This window comes from Sinomonas sp. G460-2, assembly GCF_047759905.1.
Taxonomy (GTDB): Bacteria; Actinomycetota; Actinomycetes; order Actinomycetales; family Micrococcaceae; genus Sinomonas.
In genome coordinates, this window is sequence record NZ_JBKZWT010000033.1 from 1 (window position 1) to 22,747 (window position 22,747).

The following is a 22,747-nucleotide window of genomic DNA, read 5'->3' on the forward strand; positions in this document are numbered from 1 at the left end:
AAGCGGCGGGACCCCTGGGGTCCCGCCGCTCACCGCGCGCTGGCGAGCGTCAGACGGCGGCCGGCTCCTCGTACTTCGGGAAGACGGGCGTGGGCGCCGGGAGCTGAGTGCCCGGCACGATCCGGGTGCCGATCGCGGCGAACTCGCGAGCCTCCCCCACGGCCTGGCCGAGCGCGTCGAGCAGCTTCCCGGCAGAGTCAGGCATGACCGGCTGGACGAGCACGGACACGATGCGCAGAACCTCGAGCGTCACGTACAGGACGGTCGCCATGCGCGCGGGATCCGTCTTGCGCAGCACCCACGGCGCCTGCTCGGCGAAGTACGCGTTCGTGTCGCCGAGCACACCCCAGATCGATTCGAGCGCGCGGCTGAACTCCTGCTTCTCGAACGCGGCCCGCGCAGCCTCGAGGAGGCCGCCGGCCGCGTCGAGCAGCGCGACGTCCGCCGGCGCGAGCTCGCCGGGCTCCGGGACTACGCCGTCGAGGTTCTTCGCGACCATGGACAGCGAGCGCTGCGCGAGGTTGCCGAGGTTGTTGGCGAGGTCCGCGTTCATGCGCCCCACGATCGCGTCGTGGTTGTAGCTCCCGTCGGCGCCGAACGGCACCTCGCGCAGGAGGAAGTAACGCACCTGGTCGAGGCCGTATTGGGCGATGAAGTCACGCGGCGCCACGACGTTGCCGAGCGACTTGGACATCTTGACGCCGTTGTTCTGGAGGAAGCCGTGGATCATGACGCGCCTGGGCACGTCGAGCCCCGCGCTCATGAGGAACGCGGGCCAGTACACGGCGTGGAAGCGCGAGATGTCCTTGCCGATCACGTGCACGTCCGCGGGCCAGTACTTGCGGAACTCCGCCGAGTCGACGTCCGGGAAGCCGACGCCCGTGAGGTAGTTCGTGAGCGCGTCGACCCACACGTACATGACGTGGCCGGGCGCGTCCGGGACGGGGATGCCCCAATCGAACGTCGTGCGCGAGATCGAGAGGTCCTCGAGGCCCCGCTTGACGAAGGAGATGACCTCGTTGAACCGGTACTGCGGCGCGCCGAACTCGGGCTGCGACTCATACAGCGCGATGAGCCTGTCCTGGTACGCCGAGAGCCGGAAGAAGTAGCTCTCCTCCGCCGTCCACGTGACCTCGGTGTCGGTCTCCTTCGTGTACCGCACGCCGTCGCGGACCAGGGTCTCGTCCTCGGTGTAGTACGCCTCGTCGCGCACCGAGTACCAGCCCTCGTACTTGTCGAGGTAGATGTCCCCGTTCGCCTCCATGCGCTTCCAGATCGCCTGCGCGGCGGCGTAATGGTCGGCGTCGGTCGTGCGGATGAAGCGGTCGTACGTGATGCCGAGCTCGGCGTGCGTCTGCTTGTAGAGCTCCGCGTTCCGATCCACGAACTCCTTGGGCGTGATGCCGGCCTTCTGCGCGGACTGCGCGATCTTGAGGCCGTGCTCGTCCGTGCCGGTCATGAAGAAGACCTCGTGTCCGTCGAGGCGCTTGAAGCGCGCCATCGCATCAGTCGCGATGTACTCGTAGGCGTGCCCGATGTGCGGCTCGCCGTTCGGGTACGTGATGGCGGTGGTGATGTAGAAGGGGGCCTTCTCGGCTGCGGACGTCACCCTAAGAAATTACCGGATCGCCGGGCGAGCGGCGAACACGCGCGGCGCCGGCGCCCAGAAAAAGACGGACGACGGCGGGGCCTCACCGTGCCCGGGTAAACAACCCGTGGTGAGCCCCCGCCGTCGTCCGTTGCCTGCGGCGAAGCGCAGATGAGGTGCCCAGACGAGCCGCCTCGGGTCAGTCCTCGAGGTCGATCTCGCGGACCGCGGTCGCGCCGATCTCGCTCTTGACGGTCTCGAGCACGGTCGCCGGGATCTTCGAGTCGACCGTGAGGAGCGCCATGGCCTCGCCGGCCTGCTCGGCGCGGGCCACCTGCATGCCCGCGATGTTGACGCTGTTCATGCCGAGGATGTGGCCGATCGTGCCGATGACGCCCGGGCGGTCCGTGTACGCCATGACCACGAGGTGGTCGGAGATCGGGATCTCGACGTCGTAGCCGTTGACGCCCACGAGCTTCTGGACCTGCTTCGGGCCCGTGAGCGTGCCCGCCACCGAGACCTGCGAGCCGTCGGAGAGGAGGCCGCGGATCGTGAGGACGTTGCGGTAGTCCTCCGCCTCGGACGTGGTGAGGAGGCGCACGGTGACGCCGCGCTGCTCGGCGAGGACCGGGGCGTTCACGTAGGAGACCTTCTCCGACACGATGTCCGTGAAGACGCCCTTGAGGGCGGCAAGCTCGAGGGACTTGACGTCGAGCGCCGCGATCTCGCCCGCGACCTCGACGTCGATCTGCGTGACGGGCTCGTGGCTGAGAGCCGTGAAGATGCGGCCGAGCTTCTCGATGAGCGGGATGCCGGGGCGCACGTCCGGGGCGATCACGCCGCCGGCCACGTTGACGGCGTCCGGAACGAGCTCGCCCGCGAGGGCCAGCCGCACGGACTTGGCGACCGAGATGCCGGCCTTCTCCTGGGCCTCGTCAGTCGACGCGCCGAGGTGCGGGGTCACGACGACGTTGGGGCTGCCGAAGAACGGGAGGTCGGTGCTCGGCTCCTTCACGAAGACGTCGATGCCCGCGCCCGCGATCTCGCCGTTCTCGAGCGCCTCCGTGAGCGCTTCCTCGTCGACGAGGCCACCGCGGGCCACGTTGACCACGTACGCCGTGCTCTTCATCTTCTTGAAGGCCTCGGCGCCGAGCATGCCGACCGTCTCCGGGGTCTTCGGCATGTGGATCGTGATGAAGTCGCTCACCGCGAGCAGCTCGTCAAGGGTCACGAGCTTGACGCCGAGTTGGGCGGCACGCGCGGACGTGACGTACGGGTCGAACGCGACGATGTTCATTTCGAACGCCTGCATGCGGGCGGCGACGAGCGCGCCGATGCGGCCCAGGCCGATGACGCCGAGCGTCTTGTCGAGCAGCTCGGTTCCGGCGTACTTGGAGCGCTTCCACTCGCCGCCCTTGAGGGACGCGTTCGCGGCCGGGATATTGCGCGCGAGGCTCAGGATATGGCCGCACGTGAGCTCGGCGGCGGAGACGATGTTGGAGGTCGGCGCGTTGACGACCATGACCCCGGCCTGGGTCGCGGCCTTGATGTCGACGTTGTCGAGGCCCACGCCGGCGCGGGCGATGACCTTGAGCTTCTTCGCGGCCGCGATGGCCTCGGCGTCGACCTTCGTCGCGGAGCGCACAAGGATGGCGTCGACGTCGGCGATGGCGGGCAGGAGCTGGGAGCGGTCGGCGCCGTCGGTGTGACGGATCTCGAAGTCGGGGCCGAGGGCCTCAATGGTGGCGGGGGAAAGCTCCTCGGCGAGGAGGACGACGGGCTTGTCGGTAGACACGAGGCGGGCCTCTCCGGGTGGTGTGGGCGGCGGTGGGCGGCTGGGTAAGGGCGGCTGGGTAAGGGTGGCTGGGCGGGTAAGGGTGGCTGGGCGGGTAAAGGAAGCGCAGGTGTGGCGGCGGTCACGCCGGTCGACGTGACAGCCGAAACGGCGGGTGCTGGGCACCCGCCGTTTCGGTGCTCGACTAGCGAGCTGCGCTGCCCTCGGTGTAGTCGTTGTCCTGCTGGCTCCACGAGAAGTGCGAGCGGAGCGCCTTGCCGGTCGCCTCGATCGGGTGGCCGGCCTCCTTCTCACGGAGCTGGAGGAACTCGACGGCGCCGTTGTCCTGGTCGTCGATGAATCGCTTCGCGAAGGCCCCGGACTGGATGTCGGCCAGGATCCCCTTCATCGACTCCTTGACCTCCGGCGAGATGACGCGCGGGCCCGAGACGTAGTCGCCGTACTCGGCGGTGTCGGAGATGCTCCAACGCTGCTTCGCGATGCCGCCCTCCCACATGAGGTCCACGATGAGCTTGAGCTCGTGGAGCACCTCGAAGTAGGCGATCTCCGGCTGGTACCCGGCCTCGGTGAGAGTCTCGAAGCCCGCCTGGACGAGGTGCGACACGCCGCCGCAGAGCACGGCCTGCTCGCCGAAGAGGTCGGTTTCCGTCTCCTCGGTGAACGTGGTCTTGATGACGCCGGCGCGCGTGCCGCCGATGCCCTTCGCGTAGGCCTTCGCGAGGTCCCAGGCCTTGCCGGTCGCGTCCTGCTCGACGGCGATGATGTCCGGGATGCCGCGGCCCGCGACGTACTCGCGGCGCACCGTGTGGCCCGGGGCCTTCGGCGCGACGAGGATGACGTCGACGCCCGCCGGCGGCTGGATGTAGCCGAAGCGGATGTTGAAGCCGTGGCCGAAGACGAGCGCGTCGCCGTCCTTGAGGGCCGGGGCGATGTCCTGCGCGTAGAGGTGGCGCTGCGTCTGGTCGGGCGCGAGGATGACGACGACGTCGGCCTCCTCCGCGGCCTCGCGCGGGGTCAGGACGCGAAGGCCCTCCTCCTCGGCCTTCGGGCGGCTCTTCGAGCCCTCGAGCAGGCCGACGCGGACGTCGACGCCCGAGTCGCGCAGGTTCAGCGCGTGGGCGTGGCCCTGGCTGCCGTAGCCGATCACGGCGACCTTGCGGCTCTGGATGACCGAAAGGTCGGCGTCGTCGTCGTAGTAGAGCTCAGTCATTTCTTCTCCTTGACTTGCTTTTCGAAGGTGTGGGGGCGAGGCCCGCTCTCGCGGGCGCCGCGAAACTAGCTCGCGCGCAGGGCGCGATCGCTCATCGACCGCGAGCCGCGGCCGATCGCGAGGGTTCCGGACTGGACGATCTCCCGGATGCCGAACGGCTCGAGCACTGTGAGGAGCGCCTCGAGCTTCTCGGTGTTACCGGTCGCCTCGACGACGAGCGCGTCGGTCGAGACATCGACGATCGACGCGCGGAACAGCTCCACGGCCTGGGTCACCTGGATGCGGGTGGCCGCGTCGGCGCGCACCTTGATGAGGAGGTGGTCGCGGCGGACCGAGTTCTCGGGCATCAGCTCCACGATCTTGATGACGTTGATGAGCTTGTTGAGCTGCTTCGTGACCTGCTCCAGCAGATCGCCCTCAGCGTCGACCACGACCGTGATCCGGGAAATGCCCTCGACCTCAGTCGGCCCGACGGCGAGCGAATGGATGTTGAACGCACGGCGGGCGAAGAGCCCCGCGACGCGCGTGAGCACGCCGGGCTTGTCCTCGACCAGCACAGACAGGGTGTGGCGGGCCATGCCTCAGTCCTCCTCTTCCCACACGGGCGTGGAATTACGTGCCACCTGAATCAAGTCGTTGCTCACGCCGGACGGCACCATGGGCCAGACCATCGCGTTGGGGCTCACAACAAAGTCGATCACGACCGGGCGGTCGTTGATCTCGAGGGCCTTCTGGATGACCTCGTCGATCTCCTCCTCGCGCTCGACGCGGAACGACGCACAGCCGTACGCCTCGCCGAGCTTGACGAAGTCGGGAATGCGAACGGTCTCGGCGCCCGTGTGCAGGTCCGTGTTGGAGTAGCGGCCGTCGTAGAAGAGCGTCTGCCACTGCCGGACCATGCCGAGCGAGGAGTTGTTGATGACCGCGACCTTGATCGGGATCTTGTTGAGCGTGCACGTGGCCAGCTCCTGATTGGTCATCTGGAAGCAGCCGTCGCCGTCGATCGCCCACACGACCCGGTCGGGGTTGCCGACCTTCGCGCCCATCGCCGCCGGCACGGAGTAGCCCATGGTGCCGAGGCCCGCCGAGTTGAGCCACGCGCGCGGCCGCTCATAGTCGATGAACTGCGCGGCCCACATCTGGTGCTGGCCGACGCCTGCCACGTACACGCCCTCGGGGCCCGTGAGCTCGCCGATGCGCTTGATGATCTTCTGCGGGGCGAGGAGGCCGTCCTCCGGCTCGGTCCAGCCGAGCGGGTAGTCCTCCTTGAGCCTGCGCAGGAACGTCCACCAGGCACTCAGGTCCGCCGGTCCGTCCTTCTCCTGGAGCGCGCGCACGGCGTCAGCCAGCTCGGGGATGATCTCCTTGACGGAGCCCACGATCGGCACGTCGGCCGTACGGTTCTTGGAGATCTCGGCGGGATCGATGTCCGCGTGGATCACCTTCGCGTTCGGCGCGAACGTGTTCAGCACGCCCGTGACCCGGTCGTCGAAGCGAGCGCCGAGCGTCACGAGCAGGTCCGCCTGCTGGAGCGCCGTCACGGCCGAGACCGAGCCATGCATGCCGGGCATGCCCACGTGCTGCGGGTGCGAGTCGGGGAACGCGCCCCGAGCCGTGAGCGTCGTGACCACGGGCGCGCCCGTCGTCTCGGCGAGCCGGAGGAGCTCCTCGGACGCCGCCGCCTTGATCACGCCGCCGCCCACGTAGAGCACGGGCTTGGACGACGCCGCAATGAGCTTGGCGGCCTCGCGGACCTGCTTGCTGTGGCCGCGGGTCACGGGCCGGTATCCGGGGAGGTCGACCTTGGGCGGCCAGCTGAACGTCATCTTGGACTGCTGGGCGTCCTTCGTCACGTCCACGAGGACGGGGCCGGGTCGGCCCGTCGAGGCGAGGTGGAAGGCTTCCGCGAGGGTCTGCGGGATGTCTTCGGCGCGCGTGACGAGGAACGAGTGCTTGGTGACCGGCATCGTGATGCCGACGATGTCCGCTTCCTGGAAGGCGTCGGAGCCGATAACGCTGCTCGCGACCTGCCCGGTGATTGCGACGAGGGGAACGGAGTCCATGTGCGCGTCGGCGATCGCGGTCACCAGGTTGGTGGCGCCCGGACCGGACGTTGCAATGCAGACTCCAACACGTCCTGTGACCATCGCGTACCCTTGGGCAGCGTGGCCGGCGCCCTGCTCGTGGCGCACCAGGATGTGGTTGATCTTCGAAGCCATCAGAGGGTCGTAGGTCGGCAGGATCGCGCCGCCCGGAAGACCAAAGACATCGTCCACGCCAAGTTCCTCGAGCGAGCGGACGATTGCTTCAGATCCAGTCATCTCTGTGGGCTCAACAACGCGGTTGGGCCCCAGGACGGCAGAGGCAGAGTCGACAGAGTCGACGGAATCCGCGGCCTTGGCCGCAGACGGCTTCGAAGCCATCAGCGATGGGCTGATCGGCGTTCCTTTGCTCATCAGTCTCTTCCTTAGGATCTTCGTGGCGAAGGAGCTGTGCTCAGCTCAAATAAAAACAACCCCTCAGCCTTTCGGCTCTCCGAGGGGTTGCGCGTGACAGAACGTTGCCAGTCGGGCTTTTAGTGAGCCACGCGCTTGGCAAGGACGACGACATTGAGCACCATGTCGGTCGAAACGGTCTGCATGCCCACAGTCTTCACAATGGCCCGTGAGAGTGTCAATCCACGAACGCGCTGTCTCAGGATGCGGACAGCGGCCCACCACGTGAGACTCCGACGGCGGGGCCCCTCGGACCCCACCGTCGGACAGGAGGGACTTCCTAGTTGAGGACCGCGCCCTCGCTCGCCGAGTGCACGAGCTTGGCGTACTTCGCCAGGACGCCCTTCGTGAACTTGGCCGGGAGCGGCCGCCAGCCTTCACGGCGCGCCTCGAGCACGGCGCCGTCAACGAGGAGCTCGAGCGTGCGGTTCGGGATGTCCACGCGGATCCGGTCGCCGTTGCGAACAAAGGCGATGGGGCCGCCGTCGACCGCTTCGGGGGCGACGTGCCCGATGCACAGGCCCGTGGTCCCGCCCGAGAAGCGGCCGTCCGTGAGGAGCAGGACGTCCTTGCCGAGGCCGGCGCCCTTGATCGCGCCCGTGATGGCGAGCATCTCGCGCATGCCGGGGCCGCCCTTGGGGCCTTCGTAACGAATGACGACGACGTCCCCCGCCGCGATCTCTCCGTTGTCGAGCGCGTCGAGCGCGCCCTGCTCGCGCTCGAACACGCGGGCGTTGCCCTCGAAGATCTCCGCGTCGAATCCCGCCGTCTTGACGACCGCACCCTCCGGGGCGAGCGAGCCGTGGAGCACCGAGAGACCGCCCGTCTTGTGGATGGGGTTGTCCATCGCGCGGACGATCTTGCCGTCGAGATCCGGCGGCGCGATCTCGGCGAGGTTCTCGGCGACCGTCTTGCCGGTCACCGTGAGCGCGTCGCCGTGCAGGAGGCCGGCGTCGAGGAGCGCGCGCATGACCACGGGCACGCCACCCACGCGGTCGAGGTCGTACATGACGTAACGGCCGAACGGCTTGAGGTCGCCGAGGTGCGGGACCTTGTCCCCGATTCGATTGAAGTCCTCGAGCTCGAGCTCGACCTCGGCCTCGCGGGCGATCGCGAGGAGGTGAAGCACGGCGTTCGTCGAGCCGCCGAACGCCATGACCACGGCGATCGCGTTCTCGAACGCCTCGCGCGTCATGATGTCGCGGGCGGTTATGCCCTGGCGGAGGAGGTTGACCACGGCCTCGCCCGAGCGGTGCGCGAACATGTCGCGGCGGCGGTCGGCCGAGGGCGGGGCGGCGGAGCCGGGGAGGGACATGCCGAGGGCCTCGGCAGCGCTCGCCATCGTGTTGGCGGTGTACATGCCGCCGCACGCGCCCTCGCCGGGGCAGATCGCGCGCTCGATGCGGTCCAGATCGCCCTTCGACATCTTGCCCGCGGCGCATGCGCCCACGGCCTCGAACGCGTCGATGAGCGTGACGTCCTTCTCGGTTCCGTCCTCGAGCTTGACCCAGCCCGGCATGATCGAACCCGCGTAGAGGAAGACGCTCGAGACGTCGAGGCGCGCGGCGGCCATAAGCATGCCCGGAAGCGACTTGTCGCACCCCGCGAGCAGAACCTGGCCGTCGATACGCTCGGCCTGCATGACGGTCTCGACCGAGTCCGCGATGATCTCACGCGAAACGAGGGAGAAGTGCATGCCCTGGTGGCCCATCGAGATGCCGTCGGAAACCGAGATCGTGCCGAACTGCATGGGGAAGCCACCGGCGGCGTGGACGCCTTCCTTGGCGGCCTTCGCGAGGCGGTCGAGCGAGAGGTTGCACGGCGTGATCTCGTTCCAGGAGCTCGCAATGCCGACCTGAGGTTTCGCGAAATCCTCGTCGCCGAAGCCGACGGCGCGGAGCATGCCGCGGGCGGGCGCGGCGTGGATGCCGTCGGTCACGACGCGGCTGCGCGGCTTGATGTCGACGCCCTCGCGGGGCGCGGAAGATGTCTGGCTCTGCTCGGTCATGGGGAGAGTCTATGACCGCGGTTCTCGTGGTCCGACCGGCCATCCGGCACCAACCGCCAAATTCCGGGATTGTTTCGTCCAAATCACGGACCCCAGTCCGTATTCTGGACACGTAGACTGGGGGCGCGGCGAAAGGAGCAAGCGTGAGCAGCCAGCACCCGCCCCACCCCGAAGGCTGGGCCCGTGCCACAACAGACGCAGCACTCAAGACGGCCTTGCACCGGCTCTTCGACGGACAGATCCCGAACTACGCCTCCTACAACCTCGTGTGCGCGGCCGAGACCGGCGGAACGTTCGACGGCGTCCTGCCGGGCGCGCCCGTGCCGCACGGCCTGGTCCTGGGCTACCGGAGGCGGCCGGCAGAGCTTGTCATCGCACCGTTCGACCGGCGCACCCTCGAGCCCTCCGGGCGACCGTGGACGATCGACCTCACGAACCTCGCCTACGCCGAGGAGGCGGTCCCCGGCGCGTTCGACATCGGCACGAGCACCGGGAGGGTCTATTCCTTCACCGTGCGCGGACGCTGCGTGATCGACGCTCCGAGCTCCCACGACCTGCGGGTCATCGAGCAGGACGACGACGCCGAGGACTTTGCCGACTTCATGCGGACGCTCGCGGCCCTCTAGGACCTAGTTCTCTGGTCGCCTCCGGCGGCGGACCGTTGAATGGTCGGAACGCGCCGCGGGCAGTCGGCCCGCGACGGCACCGACCGAGGGAGGCCGTTCGTGGATTGGCTGCCCATGACCATCTCCGCCATCGTGCTTGCCGTCGCGGCGGCCTGGACGGTCCTGCACGAGGACACGTCCACGACCGGCAACGGAAGGCATCGCTCGCGCCAGAGTGGAGCGTCCTGACCTGGACCGATTCGCGCGGGCGAAATGTCGCATCGCCCGCGCTTGATTGGACATGTAAATCGGAGTAGCCTCTCGCCACCATTTCTCTTGGATAATTGGGGGTACTCCATGACAACTCGCACCGGCTCCGGCCCAGCAGCAAGCTCCGGCTGCGCCCGCACCCGCTCCGGTCGCGCCGGCCCCGGCTCCGGCCTACATCATCCCCGGGGCCTTCTGCCCGAATGCAATGGTGGGGCAGAGTGGACTCGCCGCCAACGGCCGGACCTACATCTGCGGCGGCAAGGGGCCGGACGCCAGCGGCCATTACCACTGGAACGTGTCCTAGCCTGTTGGTTCAGGCGCTCTTGGGGTGATAGCCGCCCATGGCGCGGCGCGCCGCGACGGCCTTCTGGGCCCGGTCGAGGATCGCGTCGACTGCGCGGTCGGCCTGTTCCTCGGTCAGCGGGAGGTCCTTGCCCACGAGGGAGCCGCCGCCCATGTTGATGTACAAGTCCGTATAGGTGCGGCGGGACTGGCGAGGTGCCTTGGCCCGGTTGTTCTCGTTGCGCATTTCGACCTCCCTTCTCGGGCCAGTTTACGGGGCGGAACGTCTCTCGAATAGCGCACGGACAAACCCGGGCGCGTTGACTGAATAGAGGAGAAGCCCGATCGAATTCACAATTCCAAGAATCGGTACCAGCGCCCAGATGGTGTCCCAGACCCAGCGCTCGAGCGGAACAGCGACGGCGACCCCTGCCAGCAGAAGGGCCAGAGTGCATACGGCGAGCATCAATCGCAAGGGCGCGAGGAGGGCCGCGAGGGCGCGGTGTTCGGGGGCGCGCGCCATCCACGACAGGAACAGCGCGGGTCCGATCAGGAGGAGCGAAACGGATTGCGATGGGACGTGGAAATCCAACGAGACCAGCTGCACCCCAGGCTGACGCTCGTTGATGATCAGTCCTGAGAAGGCAAGCACCGCGAGGACCGCGACGACGGTGAAGCTGTAGATGCCGGAGCCCACCGGGGCGACTTCGACCCGGGCCTCAGCGCCGGAGAGCGGACGCGTCGGGGTGAACGCGACATGCGCCACCGCGCGCTGCTCCGCTGGATGGTCCACTCCCCCGTTACCCGTCGGATGCTCCCGGAACGTCTCGGCCACATCGAGCTCGACGACCTTCAGTCCGGGCGGCGCCTCGAACTCGACGTGCTGGCTGCGGCTGAGCCCGACGTCGGGCAGCGAGAACCTGATCGCTCCAACTCGGTTTCCCCAGTCGGGCGCGCCGACCTCACGGTCGTAGCCGAACTTCAAGACCACCCGGCGGCCGACGAGATCGCTCGAGACGGCGACGACGAGGAGGAAGTGGTCGAGGAATCCCCTCGCGATGTGCTCCGCGAGGGCGGCCACCTCGGCCTGTTCCCCGTCCGGATCGGGCCACGCGTCCCTGATCGCGTTGTCCAGCTCGGCCACGATGTGGGCGCGGTCGGCGTCGCTGTCGATGCCGGGCCGGAAGGCCACGAGCCGATCGAGCAGGAGTCGCAGCCTTGAGGACGGGAAGCCGAGTCCCGGGGCGGCCGGTTCGAGCAGGAACGCGAGAAGCTCCGCGGTGAGCCTGCTGTTCTCGGCGGCACCGAGCACTGGCATCGGGTGCCGGTCGGGGTCGTCAGTGTCGACCCGTCGGAGCGCGCCCTTCTCGATCAGGGCTAGCGGCACCAGAACCTGGTCCTTGGGCCCGAGGAGCGTGAAGTCGGGTGGGATGGTCAGGTCGAAGGACATGGACCGGCGCGTCGTGCCTCCGGCGCCGAGGGTGAACGAGTCCACGCGGCGGTGGATCCACGTTTGCGCACCGATGACAAGGCTGGTGAGGATCTCCCCTCGGCTTGGGTCGTCGGGCAGCGTCTTCCTGGGGAGCTCCGCGGTCACTGAGCAAGCCTATCGACCGACCCCGACAGCGAGGCGCCGAGACACAAAAACCCCTCCCCGATCCGCGTTTCCGCAGATCAGGGAGGGGTGACTGTGCGCCCCCCGGGACTCGAACCCGGAACCCATTGATTAAGAGTCAATTGCTCTGCCAATTGAGCTAGAGGCGCATTCCGTGCGGGACTCTCGCTGGCCTTCGGAACGATCTCCGGACCTCGCGGCGTCCCCCGCAACGACATGTAACTCTACACGGACTGAGCCCCAGAACGAAATCGGCAGAGCCCCCGTTCGGCGTGTTGTCTGTCACGGCACAATCGGGCTCGGATCCGCATGACTGCGCGGCCTCGCGGGGCGCAGCTACGCTGGCAGAATGACCACTTCGCCAGAGCCCCGGAGGCTCGCCCCGGGAGAGTTCGCGCCGGGTTTCTCGCTGCCCGATTCGAACGGCGCCACCACGAGTCTCGCGGACCTCCGCGGACGCAAGACGGTGCTCTATTTCTACCCCGCGGCGGATACCCCCGCGTGCACGCAGCAGGCGTGCGACTTCCGCGACTCCCTCGAATCGCTGGGAGGTGCGGGCTACGCCGTCGTCGGTGTGTCTCCCGACCCGGCCAAGGCGGTCGTGAAGTTCGCCGCGGAGCAGCACCTCGGCTTCCCGCTCCTTGCGGATGCGGACCACGGAGTCGCCGACCTCTACGGCACGTGGGGAGAGAAGAAGAACTACGGGCGGGTGTATCAGGGGCTCATCCGCAGCACGTTCGTCCTCGACGAGGATGGTCGGATTGTGCTCGCGCAATACAATGTGCGCGCCAAGGGCCATGTCGCGAAACTTCGCCGAGACCTGAAGATCGACTGAGACTCGGGGGCGCTCGCGCCGGTTAGACTGGCAGACGGCCCTCCCGCTCGCGCGGGCGGGGCCGCGCGCGAGTGGTGAAATTGGCAGACACGCAGGATTTAGGTTCCTGTGTCTTCGGACGTGAGGGTTCAAGTCCCTCCTCGCGCACCGCCTCCGGTCCGTGCATCAGCCGACCGTGCAGGTCGACACCCAGTCATTGAGGGCGCCGGGCATGCGGCGGGGAAGGGCGTAGAGTGGCACGGAGCATCGGACGCAGGGAACTGCTTCAGGCGGCCGCGGTCGCGGCCCTTCTGACAGGCTGCACGGCGTCGCCCGGCCCCACGCCCTCGCCGAGCGCGAGCGGAACGGACGCGCCGAGCGAGCCCTTCACGTTCGCGACGCCGGCCCCGCCGATCGGCCTCGACCCGGCCGTCATCGCCGAGCTCGAGTCGTGGCGCATCACCCGCCAGATCCTCGAGTGCCTCGTGACCACGGACCCCGAGACTGGCGCGCCCGCCCCAGCGCTCGCGACCTCGTGGACCCAGAGCAGCGACCTGCTGAGCTACACGTTCACCCTGCGCCAGAACGTCACGTTCCACGACGGCACGCCGTTCAACGCGGCCGCGGTCAAGGCGAACTTCGACCGCTGGTTCAACTTCAGCCCCGCATTCCGGGCCGCGAGTGGGCCCCTTCCGTTCACGGGCGTGTTCAAGGCCCACGCGGACGCCCCGACGCTCTCCCTCTTCAAGAGCTGCGACGCGGTCAGCGATCGGCAAGTCAAGATCACGCTCACCCAGCCGCTCACAGGGTTCCTCCAGGCGCTCACGACGCCGGGATTCGCGATCTCCTCCCCCACGGCCCTCGCGGCCGGCACGGCAGATGCAGCGGACCAGACGTCAGCTGGAACAAGGATCTCGCGCTACGCCCTGCACCCCGTCGGAACCGGTCCGTTCCGCTTCAAGGAATGGGCCACCGACCGCGTGGCGCTCGAGGCGTCGCCGAACTACTGGGGTGCCCGGGGCCAGATCTCCGCCCTCACGTTTGTCGCGTTCGACCAGCCGCAGGCGCGGCTCCAGGCGCTCGTGGACGGCAGGATCGACGGCTACGACGCCGTGACGCTCGACAACATCGAGACGCTCGTCCGCAAGGGCCTGCAAGTGGTTCGGCGCGACCCGTTCTCCGTCATGTACCTCGGCATGAACCAGGCCGTCCCGATCCTGCAGAACGAGAAGGTGCGTCTCGCGATCGCGATGAGCATCAACAAGGACGCCGTGATCCGCCCGTTCTTCCTCGAGGATACGAAGCCGGCCGCACAGTTCATCGCCCCCAAACTGAGCGGCTTCAACCAGGCCGGCGGCTTCCCCGCGTACGACCCCGAAAAGGCCAAGCGGCTCCTCTCCGAGGCCGGGTACAAGGGCGAGGAACTCAAGTTCTACTACCCGCTCAACACCACGCGCCTCTACCTCCCCTCGCCGGAGAAGGTCTACGGCGAGCTCAGCGCCCAGCTCACGCGTCTGGGGCTCAACCTCAAGCCCGTGCCGATTGCGTGGTCCGACGGCTACCTCGAGAAGGTCACGAGCGCGGGCGACCACGCGTTCCACCTCCTGGGCCGCTACGGCACGTTCGCCGACCCCGACGACTTCCTTGCGCCGCTGTTCGGCGCCAAGACCGGAGAGTTCGGCTTCTTCGACGCCCAGCTCTTCAGCAAGATCGACAGGGCACGGTCCCTCCCCGACGGAGCGGACCGCACGCAGGCCTATCAGAGCATCAACGCGCAGCTGGGCAGCACCGCCCCGGCCGTGCCGATCGCGTTCCCCATCTCTGCCGTCGCCGTCTCAAACCGTGTGGTCAACTACCCGACCTCGCCGGTGCTCAACGAGACGTTCAACCGCGTGACGCTCAAGACCTCGTAGCCTCGGGCCGCCCGCGTCTCCGCGCCAAAAAAGAGGGCGCAGACCCCTTGACTCAGCGGCCCGCGAGGATTTAGAGAACCGCGCCCGCGAGGGATATTCTGCCTGTGGTCCATTTGCGCAGGGAGAGTCAGTGACCTTCATATCCACCACTCGGTCCGCCGATGTCGTCTTGATCGGCGGTGGCATCATGAGCGCCACCCTCGGGGCGTTCATCAAGAAACTTGAACCCGCCTGGAACGTGGTGCTCTTCGAGCGCCTCCCGGCGGTGGGGCTCGAAAGCTCGGGCCCTTGGAACAACGCGGGAACCGGCCACGCGGCCTACTGCGAGCTCAACTACACGCCGCAGGCCAAGGATGGCTCGGTCAGTCCGGCGAAGGCGCTGGGCATCAACGAGGGCTTCCAGCTTTCGCGCCAGTTCTGGTCCCACCTGGTCCGCGAAGGGGACATCGGCGACCCCACGCGGTTCATCCACACCGTCCCGCACATGAGCTTCGTGCTCGGCAGCGACCACTCCGACTACCTCAAGCGGCGCTTCGAGGCCCTCAAGCCGAACCCTCTCTTCGCCGAGATGGAGTTCTCCGAGGACCCGGCACAGATCGCCGAGTGGGCCCCCCTCGTGATGGACGGGCGCGGCCCGGGCCGCGTCGCGGCCAACCGGGTGGCCTCCGGCACCGACGTCGACTTCGGCACGCTGAGCCGCGAGCTCGTCGCGTTCCTCGACGCGAACGGGGTCGAGGTCAACTACGGAACCGACGTGACCGACGTCAAGCGCTCGCGCGGCGGCTGGGACGTCTCGACCAAGCACACCGCCTCGGGCGAGCGCGGTGCCATCCACGCGAAGTTCATCTTCATCGGAGCGGGCGGCGGTGCGCTGCACCTCCTCCAGAAGTCCGGCATTCCGGAGAGCAAGGGCTACGGCGGCTTCCCCGTCTCCGGCAAGTTCTTCCGCTGCACGGACGAGGGCATCGCGGCGCAGCACAACGCCAAGGTCTATGGCCAGGCGTCGGTCGGCGCGCCGCCCATGTCGGTCCCGCATCTCGACACGCGCTTCGTGGACGGCAAGCGCTCGCTCCTGTTCGGACCCTACGCGGGCTTCTCGACGAACTTCCTCAAGAGCGGCTCGCTCCTCGACCTCCCGCTGTCCATCCGCGCGGGCAACATCGTCCCGATGCTCGCGGTCGCGAAGGACAACATGGACCTCACGGCCTACCTCGTGAAGGAGGTCGCGAAGAGCCACGCCGCGAAGGTCGAGGCTCTCCGCGAATACTTCCCGCTCGCGGACGGCGAGAAGTGGGAGCTCATCACCGCCGGCCAGCGCGTTCAGATCATCAAGAAGGATCCGGCCAAGGGCGGCGTGCTGCAGTTCGGCACCGAGGTCATCACGGCCCGCGACGGCTCGGTCGGTGCCCTCCTCGGCGCGTCCCCAGGCGCCTCGACGGCCGTGCCCATCATGCTTGAGCTCATGCAACGCTGCTTCCCCAAGAAGTACCGCGGCTGGGAGGACAAGCTCCGCGAGATGATGCCCGGCTACGGCGTCAAGCTCAACGACAATCCGGACCTCGCGGCGGAGCTCGCGGCCAGCACGGCCGAGGCGCTTCAGCTCGCGGCGACAGCACAGTAGCGCACAGGCCCTGGCGGCCCGCACCGTTCGAGGACGGTGCGGGCCGTCGCCGTCCAACGGGAGAACCCACCACCATGTTCCGGCTCGCGAGCCTCTCGATGTCCAACAAGGCGCTCATCGCGCTCATCACGCTCTTCGCCGCGGTCTTCGGCGTCATCACCGTCGGGACCCTCAAGCAGGAGCTCATCCCGTCCATCGAGTTCCCGCAGCTCACGGTCGTCTCGTCGATGCCCGGTGCCTCGCCCGACGTCGTCGACAAGCAGGTGGGCCAGCCGCTCGAGAAGGCGCTCCAGGCGGTCGAGGGCCTCGAGAGCAGCGCGTCGACGTCCCGAACCGGCGTTTCGACGATCCGCCTCTCCTTCACGTACGGGACGAACCTCGACCGGGCCCGGAACCAGATCGACCGCGCGATCTCCACCGCGAAGCAGCAGCTCCCCTCGAACGTCACGCCGAACACGCTCGCGGGGAGCGTGAGCGATTTCCCGATCGTGTTCATCGCCGCGTCCTCGGACAAGGGCCTGAGCGAGCTCGAGGGCCAGCTCACCCAGCAGGCGGTCCCCGCGCTCTCGAAGATCGACGGCGTGCGGAGCGTCGACGTGACGGGCGGCGCGACGCGCCACGTGCAGATCCAACCGGACCCGGCCACGATGGCGGCCCGCGGCGTCGACGTCAACGCCATCCGGACCGCGCTCCAGAACAACGGCTCACTCGTGCCGATCGGCACCGTGACGGATCAGGGCCGCGCGCTCTCGCTCCAGGCCGGAAGCCCGGTCGATTCGACGGACGCCATCAAGAGCCTTCCCCTCGCGGGCGCGAAGCAGCCCACCAAGATCGGCGACGTGGCCGCCGTCGACCTCCAGGACGACGGGGCGACGTCGATCACGCGCACCGACGGCAAGCCGACCCTCGCGCTCTCGGTCACGAAGAAGCCCGAGGGAGACACGGTCGCGATCTCCCACGCCGTCCGCGACGCCCTGCCGGGGATCCAGTCGGGTCTTGGCTCCAACGCGAAGCTCACCACCGTGTTCGACCAGGCGCCGTTCATTGAGAAGTCGATCAAGGACCTCACCACCGAGGGCCTCCTGGGCCTCGGCTTCGCCGTCCTCGTGATCCTCGTGTTCCTGCTCTCGGTCCGCTCGACGCTCGTCACGGCCGTCTCGATCCCGCTTTCGCTCCTCATCACGTTCATCGGCCTCTTCGCTGCGCATTACTCGCTCAACATCCTCACGCTCGGAGCGCTCACCATCGCGATCGGCCGCGTTGTGGACGATTCGATCGTGGTGATCGAGAACATCAAGCGTCACCTGAGCTACGGCGAGGAAAAGACGACGGCGATCCTGGGGGCCGTGCGCGAGGTCGCCGGGGCCGTCACGGCGTCGACGCTCACGACCGTCGCGGTATTCCTCCCGATCGCGTTCGTGGGGAACCTCGCGGGCGAGCTTTTCCGACCGTTCGCGCTCACCGTCACGATCGCGCTCCTCGCCTCGCTCGCGGTCGCGCTCACGATTGTGCCCGTGCTCGCGTACTGGTTCCTGGGCCACAAGTCGCCGGGCGCGGTCAAACCCGACGAGGTCGAGGCCGAGGCCCACGAGAAGGAGCGGCGCGGCTGGCTCCAGCGCGGGTACCTCCCGATCCTCCGCGGAACGCAGCGCCACCCCGTGTGGACGCTCGTCGCCGGCGCCGTGGTGCTCGTCGCGACGTTCGGCATGACCCCGCTCCTGCAGACGAATCTGCTGGGCAGCTCCGGCGAAAACAGCTTCACGGTGTCGCAGCAAATGCCCCCGGGGACGAGCCTCGACTCGACGAGTTCCGCGGCCGCGAAGGTCGAGGGCGCCCTGCGCGGAACCGCCGGCGTCAAGACCGTCCAGGTGACGATCGGCAACTCGACCACGGGCTTCAGCGCCTTCCTCTCTTCGGGCGCCTCGAACGCGACGTTCACCGTCATCACGGACGACTCCGCGAATCAGGCGAGCGTCCAGCAGGACGTGCGCGACGCCGTCGCCCGCCTCAGCGGCGTGGGCACGGTGAGCGTGCGCCAGCAGCAGGGCGGCTTCGGCACGGCGTCGACCGTGGACGTCACGGTCAAGGCGCCGGATTCGGCGTCCCTCGCCGCTGCGAACGATGCGGCCATGGCAGCGCTCAAGGACGTGCCCGGCTCGACGGGTGTGACGAGCAACCTCGCGTCAGGCCAGCCGGTGGTCCAGGTCAAGGTGGACCGCGCCAAGGCGGTCGCCGCGGGCCTCTCCGAGCAGCAGGTGGGGACACTCCTCGCCGCGACCGTGAGCCCGATCCCGGCCGGCACCGTGCGGATCGACACGAGCGACTTCCCCGTGCTGATCGGCAAGGGCACGCAGTTCTCGAGCATCGACGCCGTGCGCGCGCTCCCGCTCCCCGGCGCCTCGGGCCTCACGCTCGGCTCGATCGCGAGCGTCGCGTCAGTGGACGTGCCCGTGACGGTCACGAGCACGTCCGGCCAGCGCACGGCCACGGTCTCGGTCTCCCCCGGCGACTCCAACCTCGGCTCGGTGAGCACCGAGGTGCAGAAGCGTGTCGACGCACTGACGCTCGCCGGCGGGGCGACGGCGTCCGTGGGCGGAGCCGCGACCCAGCAGGCGGACTCGTTCAAGCAGCTCGGCCTCGCGCTGCTCGCGGCGATCGCGATCGTGTACGTGGTCATGGTCGCGGCGTTCAAGAGCCTGCTGCAGCCGCTCGTGCTGCTCGTCTCGATCCCGTTCGCCGGGACCGGCGCGATCCTGCTCCTGCTCGCGTCCGGTACCCCGCTCGGCCTCCCGGCGCTCATCGGGCTGCTCATGCTCGTGGGCATCGTGGTGACGAACGCGATCGTCCTCATCGACCTCATGAACCAGTACCGGAGACCGAGCGGGCGGCGCCCCGCGCTGGCCCTCGAGGACGCGATCGAGCAGGGGGCGCGCCAGCGCCTGCGCCCGATCCTCATGACGGCGCTCGCGACGATCTGCGCCCTCACGCCCATGGCTCTGGGCCTCACGGGCGGCGGCGGGTTCATCTCCCAACCGCTCGCCGTCGTCGTCATCGGCGGCCTCGTCTCCTCGACCGCGCTCACGCTCGTCCTCGTCCCGGTGCTCTACCGCCTCGTCGAGGGGCGGCTCGAGCGGCGCCGGCTCCTGCGCGACCTCGCTCGCCGGCCCGAGCCGGTGGAGCTTGAGCCGGTTGAGCTCGAGGCGGACCAAGAAGATGACGCGAATGACTTCGGCGGCGACTGGACCACGGGAGCCGTGCCGAAGGTCACCGGCCGCCGGGCGGCGAAGGCCTAAGACACCCCGGGAACAATCTCTGACCCTCTGGGGTTCGGGATAGATGCAAATGCATGTATCCTGAATGAACCGAGGAAAGAGGTCATCATGCAGTTCGGAATCTTCAGCGTCGGCGACGTCACCCTTGACCCCACGACGGGCCGGATGCCCACCGAGGCCGAGCGAATCAAGGCCATCGTGCAGATCGCCAAGCACGCCGAAGAGGTTGGCCTCGACGTCTTCGCGACCGGGGAGCACCACAACCCGCCGTTCTACCCGAGCTCGCCGACCACAATGCTCGGCTACATCGGCGCGCAGACCGAGCGCCTCATCCTCTCCACGACCACGACGCTCATCACCACGAACGATCCGGTGAAGATCGCCGAGGACTTCGCGATGCTCCAGCATCTCGTGGACGGCCGCGCGGACCTCGTCCTGGGCCGCGGCAACACCGCCCCGGTGTACCCGTGGTTCGGGAAGAACCCGCAGGACGCGCTCGAGCTCACGATCGAGAACTACTCGCTCCTGCGCCGCCTCTGGGACGAAGACGTGGTGGACTGGAGCGGGAAGTTCCGCACCCCCCTGCACAACTTCACGGCGACCCCGAGGCCGCTCGACGGCGTGGCCCCTTTCGTGTGGCACGGCTCGATCCGGACCCCGCAGATCGCGGAACTCGCGGCGTACTACGGCGACGGTTTCTTCGCGAACAACATCTTCTGGCCCAAGGAGCACTACATCCGCCTCATCAACCTGTACCGCGAGCGCTTCGAGCACTACGGGCACGGGAAGGCGCACCAGGCGATCGTGGGGCTCGGCGGCCAGTTCTTCCTCCGGAAGAACTCGCAGGACGCCGTGAACGAGTTCCGCCCGTACTTCGACAACGCACCCGTCTACGGCCACGGCCCATCCCTCGAGGACTTCACCGCCCAGACCCCGCTCACGGTCGGCAGTCCGGCCGAGTTCGTCGAGAAGACGCTCGCGTTCCGCGACTACTTCGGCGACTACCAGCGCCAGCTGTTCCTCGTGGACCACGCGGGGCTCCCGGTCAAGACCGTCCTCGAGCAGCTCGATCTCCTCGGCGAGGTGCTCCCCGAGCTCAAGGCTGGCTTCGCCGAGCGCCGGCCCGCAGACGTCCCCGAGGGCCCCACGCACGCCGCCCGGGTCGCGCGGCAGCTCGAGGCCGCGGCAGGCGACGAGGAATCGGCGCAGAGCGAGGAGCCAGCCGAACCCGCGGAGACGTCGCGATGAGCGCGCCCACGGCGGACCGGCCGGTGAGCCACTCGCCGGCCGGACCGTCCGGGCCCTCCAGGTCATCCGGGCCGTCCATGCCGTCCGTGCGGGAGACGGCCGAGGCCTGGGAGTCGCTGTTCCGCACCCAGGTCTCGGTCATGCGCCGGCTCCAAACCGATCCGGCGTTCCGCGAGCTGGGCATCAAGGAGTACGACGTGCTCTTCACGCTGAGCGGGTGCCCCGAGGGCGGCCTGCGGCTCAACGAGCTCAACAACCACGTGCTGTTGGCCCAGTCGAGCCTGAGCCGGCTCGTGGACCGGCTCGAACGCAAGGGTCTCGTGACACGGCGCGCGGCCCCCGAGGACGGCCGCGGGACGCTCATCGCGCTCACCGAGGCCGGGCTCGAGACTCAGCGGCGCATCGGGCGGGGGCACGTCCGCGAGATCGCGCGGCTCTTCGGCACCGCGCTCGACGGCGGCGAGCTCGCCGAGCTCACGCGGCTCACCGCGAAGCTTCGGCAGCACGTCGAGGAGAGCCGCCCGCTCTGAGCGCCGGACGCCGCGCGGCCATGGTCTGCGAGGTTCCCGCCGATGGTCGCGGCCTAGCCGATGATCGAGAGCTTCCCCGGCTCGTCGTCGGGCAACTCCTCGTCGGACTCCGCCGAGACCGAGAGCCTGCGCAGCACAAGGCTCCCGCCGACCGTGGAGAGGAACGCCGTGTCCGAGGAGTCGCGGCCAGCCGTGATGCGCAGCATCCCGGCCCGCGACGCGAGGCCCGTGGGGTCGATGACGTGCCACGCGCCATCGACGAACGCCTCGGCCACGGCGTGGAAGTCCATGGGCCGCAGCCCGGGCGCGTATACCGCGGTGAGGCGCGCGGGCACGTCCTTGGCGCGCAGGAGAGCGATGGCCAGGTGCGCGTAGTCGCGGCACACTCCGCGGCGATGCAGGAGGGTCTCGACGGCTCCGTCCGTGCCGCGCGACGAGCCGCCCACATAGGAAAGCTGCTCGTGCACCCACTTCCGCACCGCGAGGACGAGCTCGGAACCGCCCAGGCGCCCGAACTGCCCATAGGAAGTAGGCAGGAGCCGGTCGCTCTCGGCATAGCGGCTGGGCCGGACGTAGCGGATGAGCTCCATCTCGTCCACAGTGTCGGGAATGGCACGGCCATCCACGGTCGCGGAGTACTCGACCTCGACGTCGGAAGGCTCCGCGAACTCGAGCACGTGGAACCTGCCGCCGTGCCCGTCCGTGAGCTCGCGCCACGGCACGGGCTCCCCTCCCGCCGTGACGGTCAGCCGCTCGTCGAACGAGCTGTAGCCGGGATTCCGAGCGGCCGCGACGGCCATCGCGACCTTGGTCCGCGCCACGGTGGTGAAGGACAGACGGGCGCCGACAGTGCGCAGCATATTGCTCCAGACAGGCTAGGGTTCGCCGGGACGTGCTAGGAGGTCTTCAGGAATTTCAGCGACATGATCATGCGCTGGGCGTTGGCGAAGTCACCGGAGTTCTGGACGTAGGCCGACGCTTGAGCAAGGTTATCGAATGCCTGCAGCGGCGCAACCTGGGCCTGGGGCGAGAGCGGCGCTAGCTCCAGAACGTCGGAGAACGCGTAGCCCCCGATGCTCGCGGGCCCCGGGACCACGTTGGCGAGCTTGCACGCCTTCCCGTCTTGGGACACCGTCGCAACGCCCACGAGACCGAACGAGCCGAAGTACTTGTACCCCTGGATGACCCGGAAGACGAAGCGGGGCGAGATCGCGGTGGGGCTGTCCGTGAACGGGAGCGTCACGGGGAGGCTGTTGAGCACGGAATAGGCCTTGGCCTGGGCGGGGTCGCACGCCTGCTGCGTCGGCTGCGGGAGGCCGGTCTGGAGCGCCGCGACGAATGTCCCGTCCGCCTTCTTGACGTCGAAGTGCAGGGCGCCCGCCGAGGATCCCGCAGCGGCGGCGCCGGACTGGACGATCCATTCGTCCGGGAGCTCGAAGCTCACCGTCTTCCCAGGATCGGTGAACGTCTTCCACTTGGCC

18 protein-coding genes and 2 tRNA genes are annotated in these 22,747 nt (G+C 68.4%); 9 read left to right on the forward strand and 11 right to left on the reverse strand.

Translation table 11 applies throughout. From position 1 onward, the window contains the following. Positions 1 to 49: 49 nt before the first annotated feature. From metG to ilvD, 6 genes are all read right to left on the reverse strand, one after another. Positions 50 to 1,609, reverse strand: coding sequence for a methionine--tRNA ligase (gene metG, locus ACLN58_RS05715; protein WP_415854307.1), 1,560 nt, complete (start codon positions 1,607 to 1,609; stop codon positions 50 to 52). A gap of 178 nt (positions 1,610 to 1,787) precedes the next feature. Beyond that, positions 1,788 to 3,383 (reverse strand): phosphoglycerate dehydrogenase, encoded by a 1,596-nt coding sequence (gene serA / locus ACLN58_RS05720; protein WP_415854308.1) that lies wholly within the window; start codon positions 3,381 to 3,383, stop codon positions 1,788 to 1,790. Positions 3,384 to 3,567: 184 nt separating this feature from the next. After that, positions 3,568 to 4,593: a ketol-acid reductoisomerase gene (gene ilvC, locus ACLN58_RS05725; protein ID WP_415854309.1), complete on the reverse strand. Its 1,026-nt coding sequence runs from the start codon at positions 4,591 to 4,593 to the stop codon at positions 3,568 to 3,570. Between the two features lie 65 nt (positions 4,594 to 4,658). Next, a complete protein-coding gene (gene ilvN / locus ACLN58_RS05730) occupies positions 4,659 to 5,171 on the reverse strand; it encodes an acetolactate synthase small subunit (RefSeq protein WP_415854310.1) in 513 nt (170 codons plus the stop codon). Positions 5,172 to 5,174: 3 nt separating this feature from the next. Further along, positions 5,175 to 7,049, reverse strand: a complete 1,875-nt coding sequence (locus ACLN58_RS05735; RefSeq protein WP_415854311.1) for an acetolactate synthase large subunit — start codon at positions 7,047 to 7,049, stop codon at positions 5,175 to 5,177. A 319-nt stretch (positions 7,050 to 7,368) separates the two neighbouring features. Further along, complete coding sequence (gene ilvD, locus ACLN58_RS05740; RefSeq protein ID WP_415854312.1) at positions 7,369 to 9,096, reverse strand: dihydroxy-acid dehydratase; 1,728 nt, start codon at positions 9,094 to 9,096, stop codon at positions 7,369 to 7,371. Positions 9,097 to 9,239: 143 nt separating this feature from the next. Here ilvD and ACLN58_RS05745 point away from each other — a divergent pair, with 143 nt between their 5' ends. Together ACLN58_RS05745 and ACLN58_RS05750 are read left to right on the forward strand one after the other, a co-directional pair. After that, positions 9,240 to 9,722 (forward strand): hypothetical protein, encoded by a 483-nt coding sequence (locus ACLN58_RS05745; protein ID WP_415854313.1) that lies wholly within the window; start codon positions 9,240 to 9,242, stop codon positions 9,720 to 9,722. A 39-nt stretch (positions 9,723 to 9,761) separates the two neighbouring features. Beyond that, positions 9,762 to 9,950 (forward strand): hypothetical protein, encoded by a 189-nt coding sequence (locus ACLN58_RS05750; protein ID WP_415854314.1) that lies wholly within the window; start codon positions 9,762 to 9,764, stop codon positions 9,948 to 9,950. A gap of 334 nt (positions 9,951 to 10,284) precedes the next feature. Here the strand turns inward: ACLN58_RS05750 and ACLN58_RS05755 are convergent, their stop codons facing one another. The 3 genes from ACLN58_RS05755 to ACLN58_RS05765 form a co-directional block, all read right to left on the reverse strand. Then, positions 10,285 to 10,500 (reverse strand): hypothetical protein, encoded by a 216-nt coding sequence (locus ACLN58_RS05755; protein WP_415854315.1) that lies wholly within the window; start codon positions 10,498 to 10,500, stop codon positions 10,285 to 10,287. A 24-nt stretch (positions 10,501 to 10,524) separates the two neighbouring features. Next, positions 10,525 to 11,850 carry a hypothetical protein gene (locus tag ACLN58_RS05760; protein ID WP_415854316.1) on the reverse strand — a complete coding sequence of 442 codons (1,326 nt, stop codon included), beginning with the start codon at positions 11,848 to 11,850 and terminating at the stop codon, positions 10,525 to 10,527. A gap of 94 nt (positions 11,851 to 11,944) precedes the next feature. Then, positions 11,945 to 12,017, reverse strand: a tRNA-Lys gene (locus ACLN58_RS05765). Between the two features lie 200 nt (positions 12,018 to 12,217). On the opposite strand from ACLN58_RS05765, the gene bcp reads away from it, so the two are divergent. The 7 genes from bcp to ACLN58_RS05800 all read left to right on the forward strand — a co-directional run bounded on the left by bcp (position 12,218) and on the right by ACLN58_RS05800 (position 21,266). Beyond that, the gene (gene bcp, locus ACLN58_RS05770; RefSeq protein WP_415854317.1) at positions 12,218 to 12,703 is read left to right on the forward strand and encodes a thioredoxin-dependent thiol peroxidase; all 486 of its coding nucleotides are present in this window, start codon (positions 12,218 to 12,220) and stop codon (positions 12,701 to 12,703) included. Positions 12,704 to 12,768: 65 nt separating this feature from the next. Further along, positions 12,769 to 12,850: transfer RNA gene (locus ACLN58_RS05775), tRNA-Leu, on the forward strand. Between the two features lie 86 nt (positions 12,851 to 12,936). Beyond that, on the forward strand, positions 12,937 to 14,595 hold the full coding sequence (locus ACLN58_RS05780; protein WP_415854318.1) for an ABC transporter substrate-binding protein: 1,659 nt from the start codon (positions 12,937 to 12,939) through the stop codon (positions 14,593 to 14,595). A gap of 130 nt (positions 14,596 to 14,725) precedes the next feature. Next, positions 14,726 to 16,216, forward strand: coding sequence for a malate:quinone oxidoreductase (locus tag ACLN58_RS05785; RefSeq protein WP_415854319.1), 1,491 nt, complete (start codon positions 14,726 to 14,728; stop codon positions 16,214 to 16,216). 74 nt (positions 16,217 to 16,290) lie between these two features. Then, positions 16,291 to 19,509, forward strand: coding sequence for an efflux RND transporter permease subunit (locus ACLN58_RS05790; protein ID WP_415854320.1), 3,219 nt, complete (start codon positions 16,291 to 16,293; stop codon positions 19,507 to 19,509). A gap of 87 nt (positions 19,510 to 19,596) precedes the next feature. Further along, complete coding sequence (locus ACLN58_RS05795) at positions 19,597 to 20,736, forward strand: LLM class flavin-dependent oxidoreductase (RefSeq protein WP_415854321.1); 1,140 nt, start codon at positions 19,597 to 19,599, stop codon at positions 20,734 to 20,736. 77 nt (positions 20,737 to 20,813) lie between these two features. Further along, positions 20,814 to 21,266: a MarR family winged helix-turn-helix transcriptional regulator gene (locus ACLN58_RS05800; protein ID WP_415854324.1), complete on the forward strand. Its 453-nt coding sequence runs from the start codon at positions 20,814 to 20,816 to the stop codon at positions 21,264 to 21,266. A 53-nt stretch (positions 21,267 to 21,319) separates the two neighbouring features. Here the strand turns inward: ACLN58_RS05800 and ACLN58_RS05805 are convergent, their stop codons facing one another. Together ACLN58_RS05805 and ACLN58_RS05810 are read right to left on the reverse strand one after the other, a co-directional pair. Beyond that, a complete protein-coding gene (locus ACLN58_RS05805; RefSeq protein WP_415854322.1) occupies positions 21,320 to 22,126 on the reverse strand; it encodes a transglutaminase-like domain-containing protein in 807 nt (268 codons plus the stop codon). Positions 22,127 to 22,161: 35 nt separating this feature from the next. Further along, positions 22,162 to 22,747, reverse strand: a 586-nt coding sequence (locus ACLN58_RS05810; RefSeq protein WP_415854323.1) for a hypothetical protein, incomplete at its 5' end; no start/stop codon positions are given.

Coding starts and splice junctions, on each gene's coding strand:
- ilvD (WP_415854312.1), bottom strand. CDS start 9,096: ATGACCGAGCAGAGCCAGACATCTTCCGCGCCCCGCGAGGGCGTCGAC.
- ACLN58_RS05735 (WP_415854311.1), bottom strand. CDS start 7,049: ATGAGCAAAGGAACGCCGATCAGCCCATCGCTGATGGCTTCGAAGCCG.
- ACLN58_RS05805 (WP_415854322.1), bottom strand. CDS start 22,126: ATGCTGCGCACTGTCGGCGCCCGTCTGTCCTTCACCACCGTGGCGCGG.
- ACLN58_RS05755 (WP_415854315.1), bottom strand. CDS start 10,500: ATGCGCAACGAGAACAACCGGGCCAAGGCACCTCGCCAGTCCCGCCGC.
- ilvC (WP_415854309.1), bottom strand. CDS start 4,593: ATGACTGAGCTCTACTACGACGACGACGCCGACCTTTCGGTCATCCAG.
- bcp (WP_415854317.1), top strand. CDS start 12,218: ATGACCACTTCGCCAGAGCCCCGGAGGCTCGCCCCGGGAGAGTTCGCG.
- ACLN58_RS05800 (WP_415854324.1), top strand. CDS start 20,814: ATGCCGTCCGTGCGGGAGACGGCCGAGGCCTGGGAGTCGCTGTTCCGC.
- ACLN58_RS05750 (WP_415854314.1), top strand. CDS start 9,762: ATGGTCGGAACGCGCCGCGGGCAGTCGGCCCGCGACGGCACCGACCGA.
- ACLN58_RS05790 (WP_415854320.1), top strand. CDS start 16,291: ATGTTCCGGCTCGCGAGCCTCTCGATGTCCAACAAGGCGCTCATCGCG.
- ACLN58_RS05795 (WP_415854321.1), top strand. CDS start 19,597: ATGCAGTTCGGAATCTTCAGCGTCGGCGACGTCACCCTTGACCCCACG.
- ilvN (WP_415854310.1), bottom strand. CDS start 5,171: ATGGCCCGCCACACCCTGTCTGTGCTGGTCGAGGACAAGCCCGGCGTG.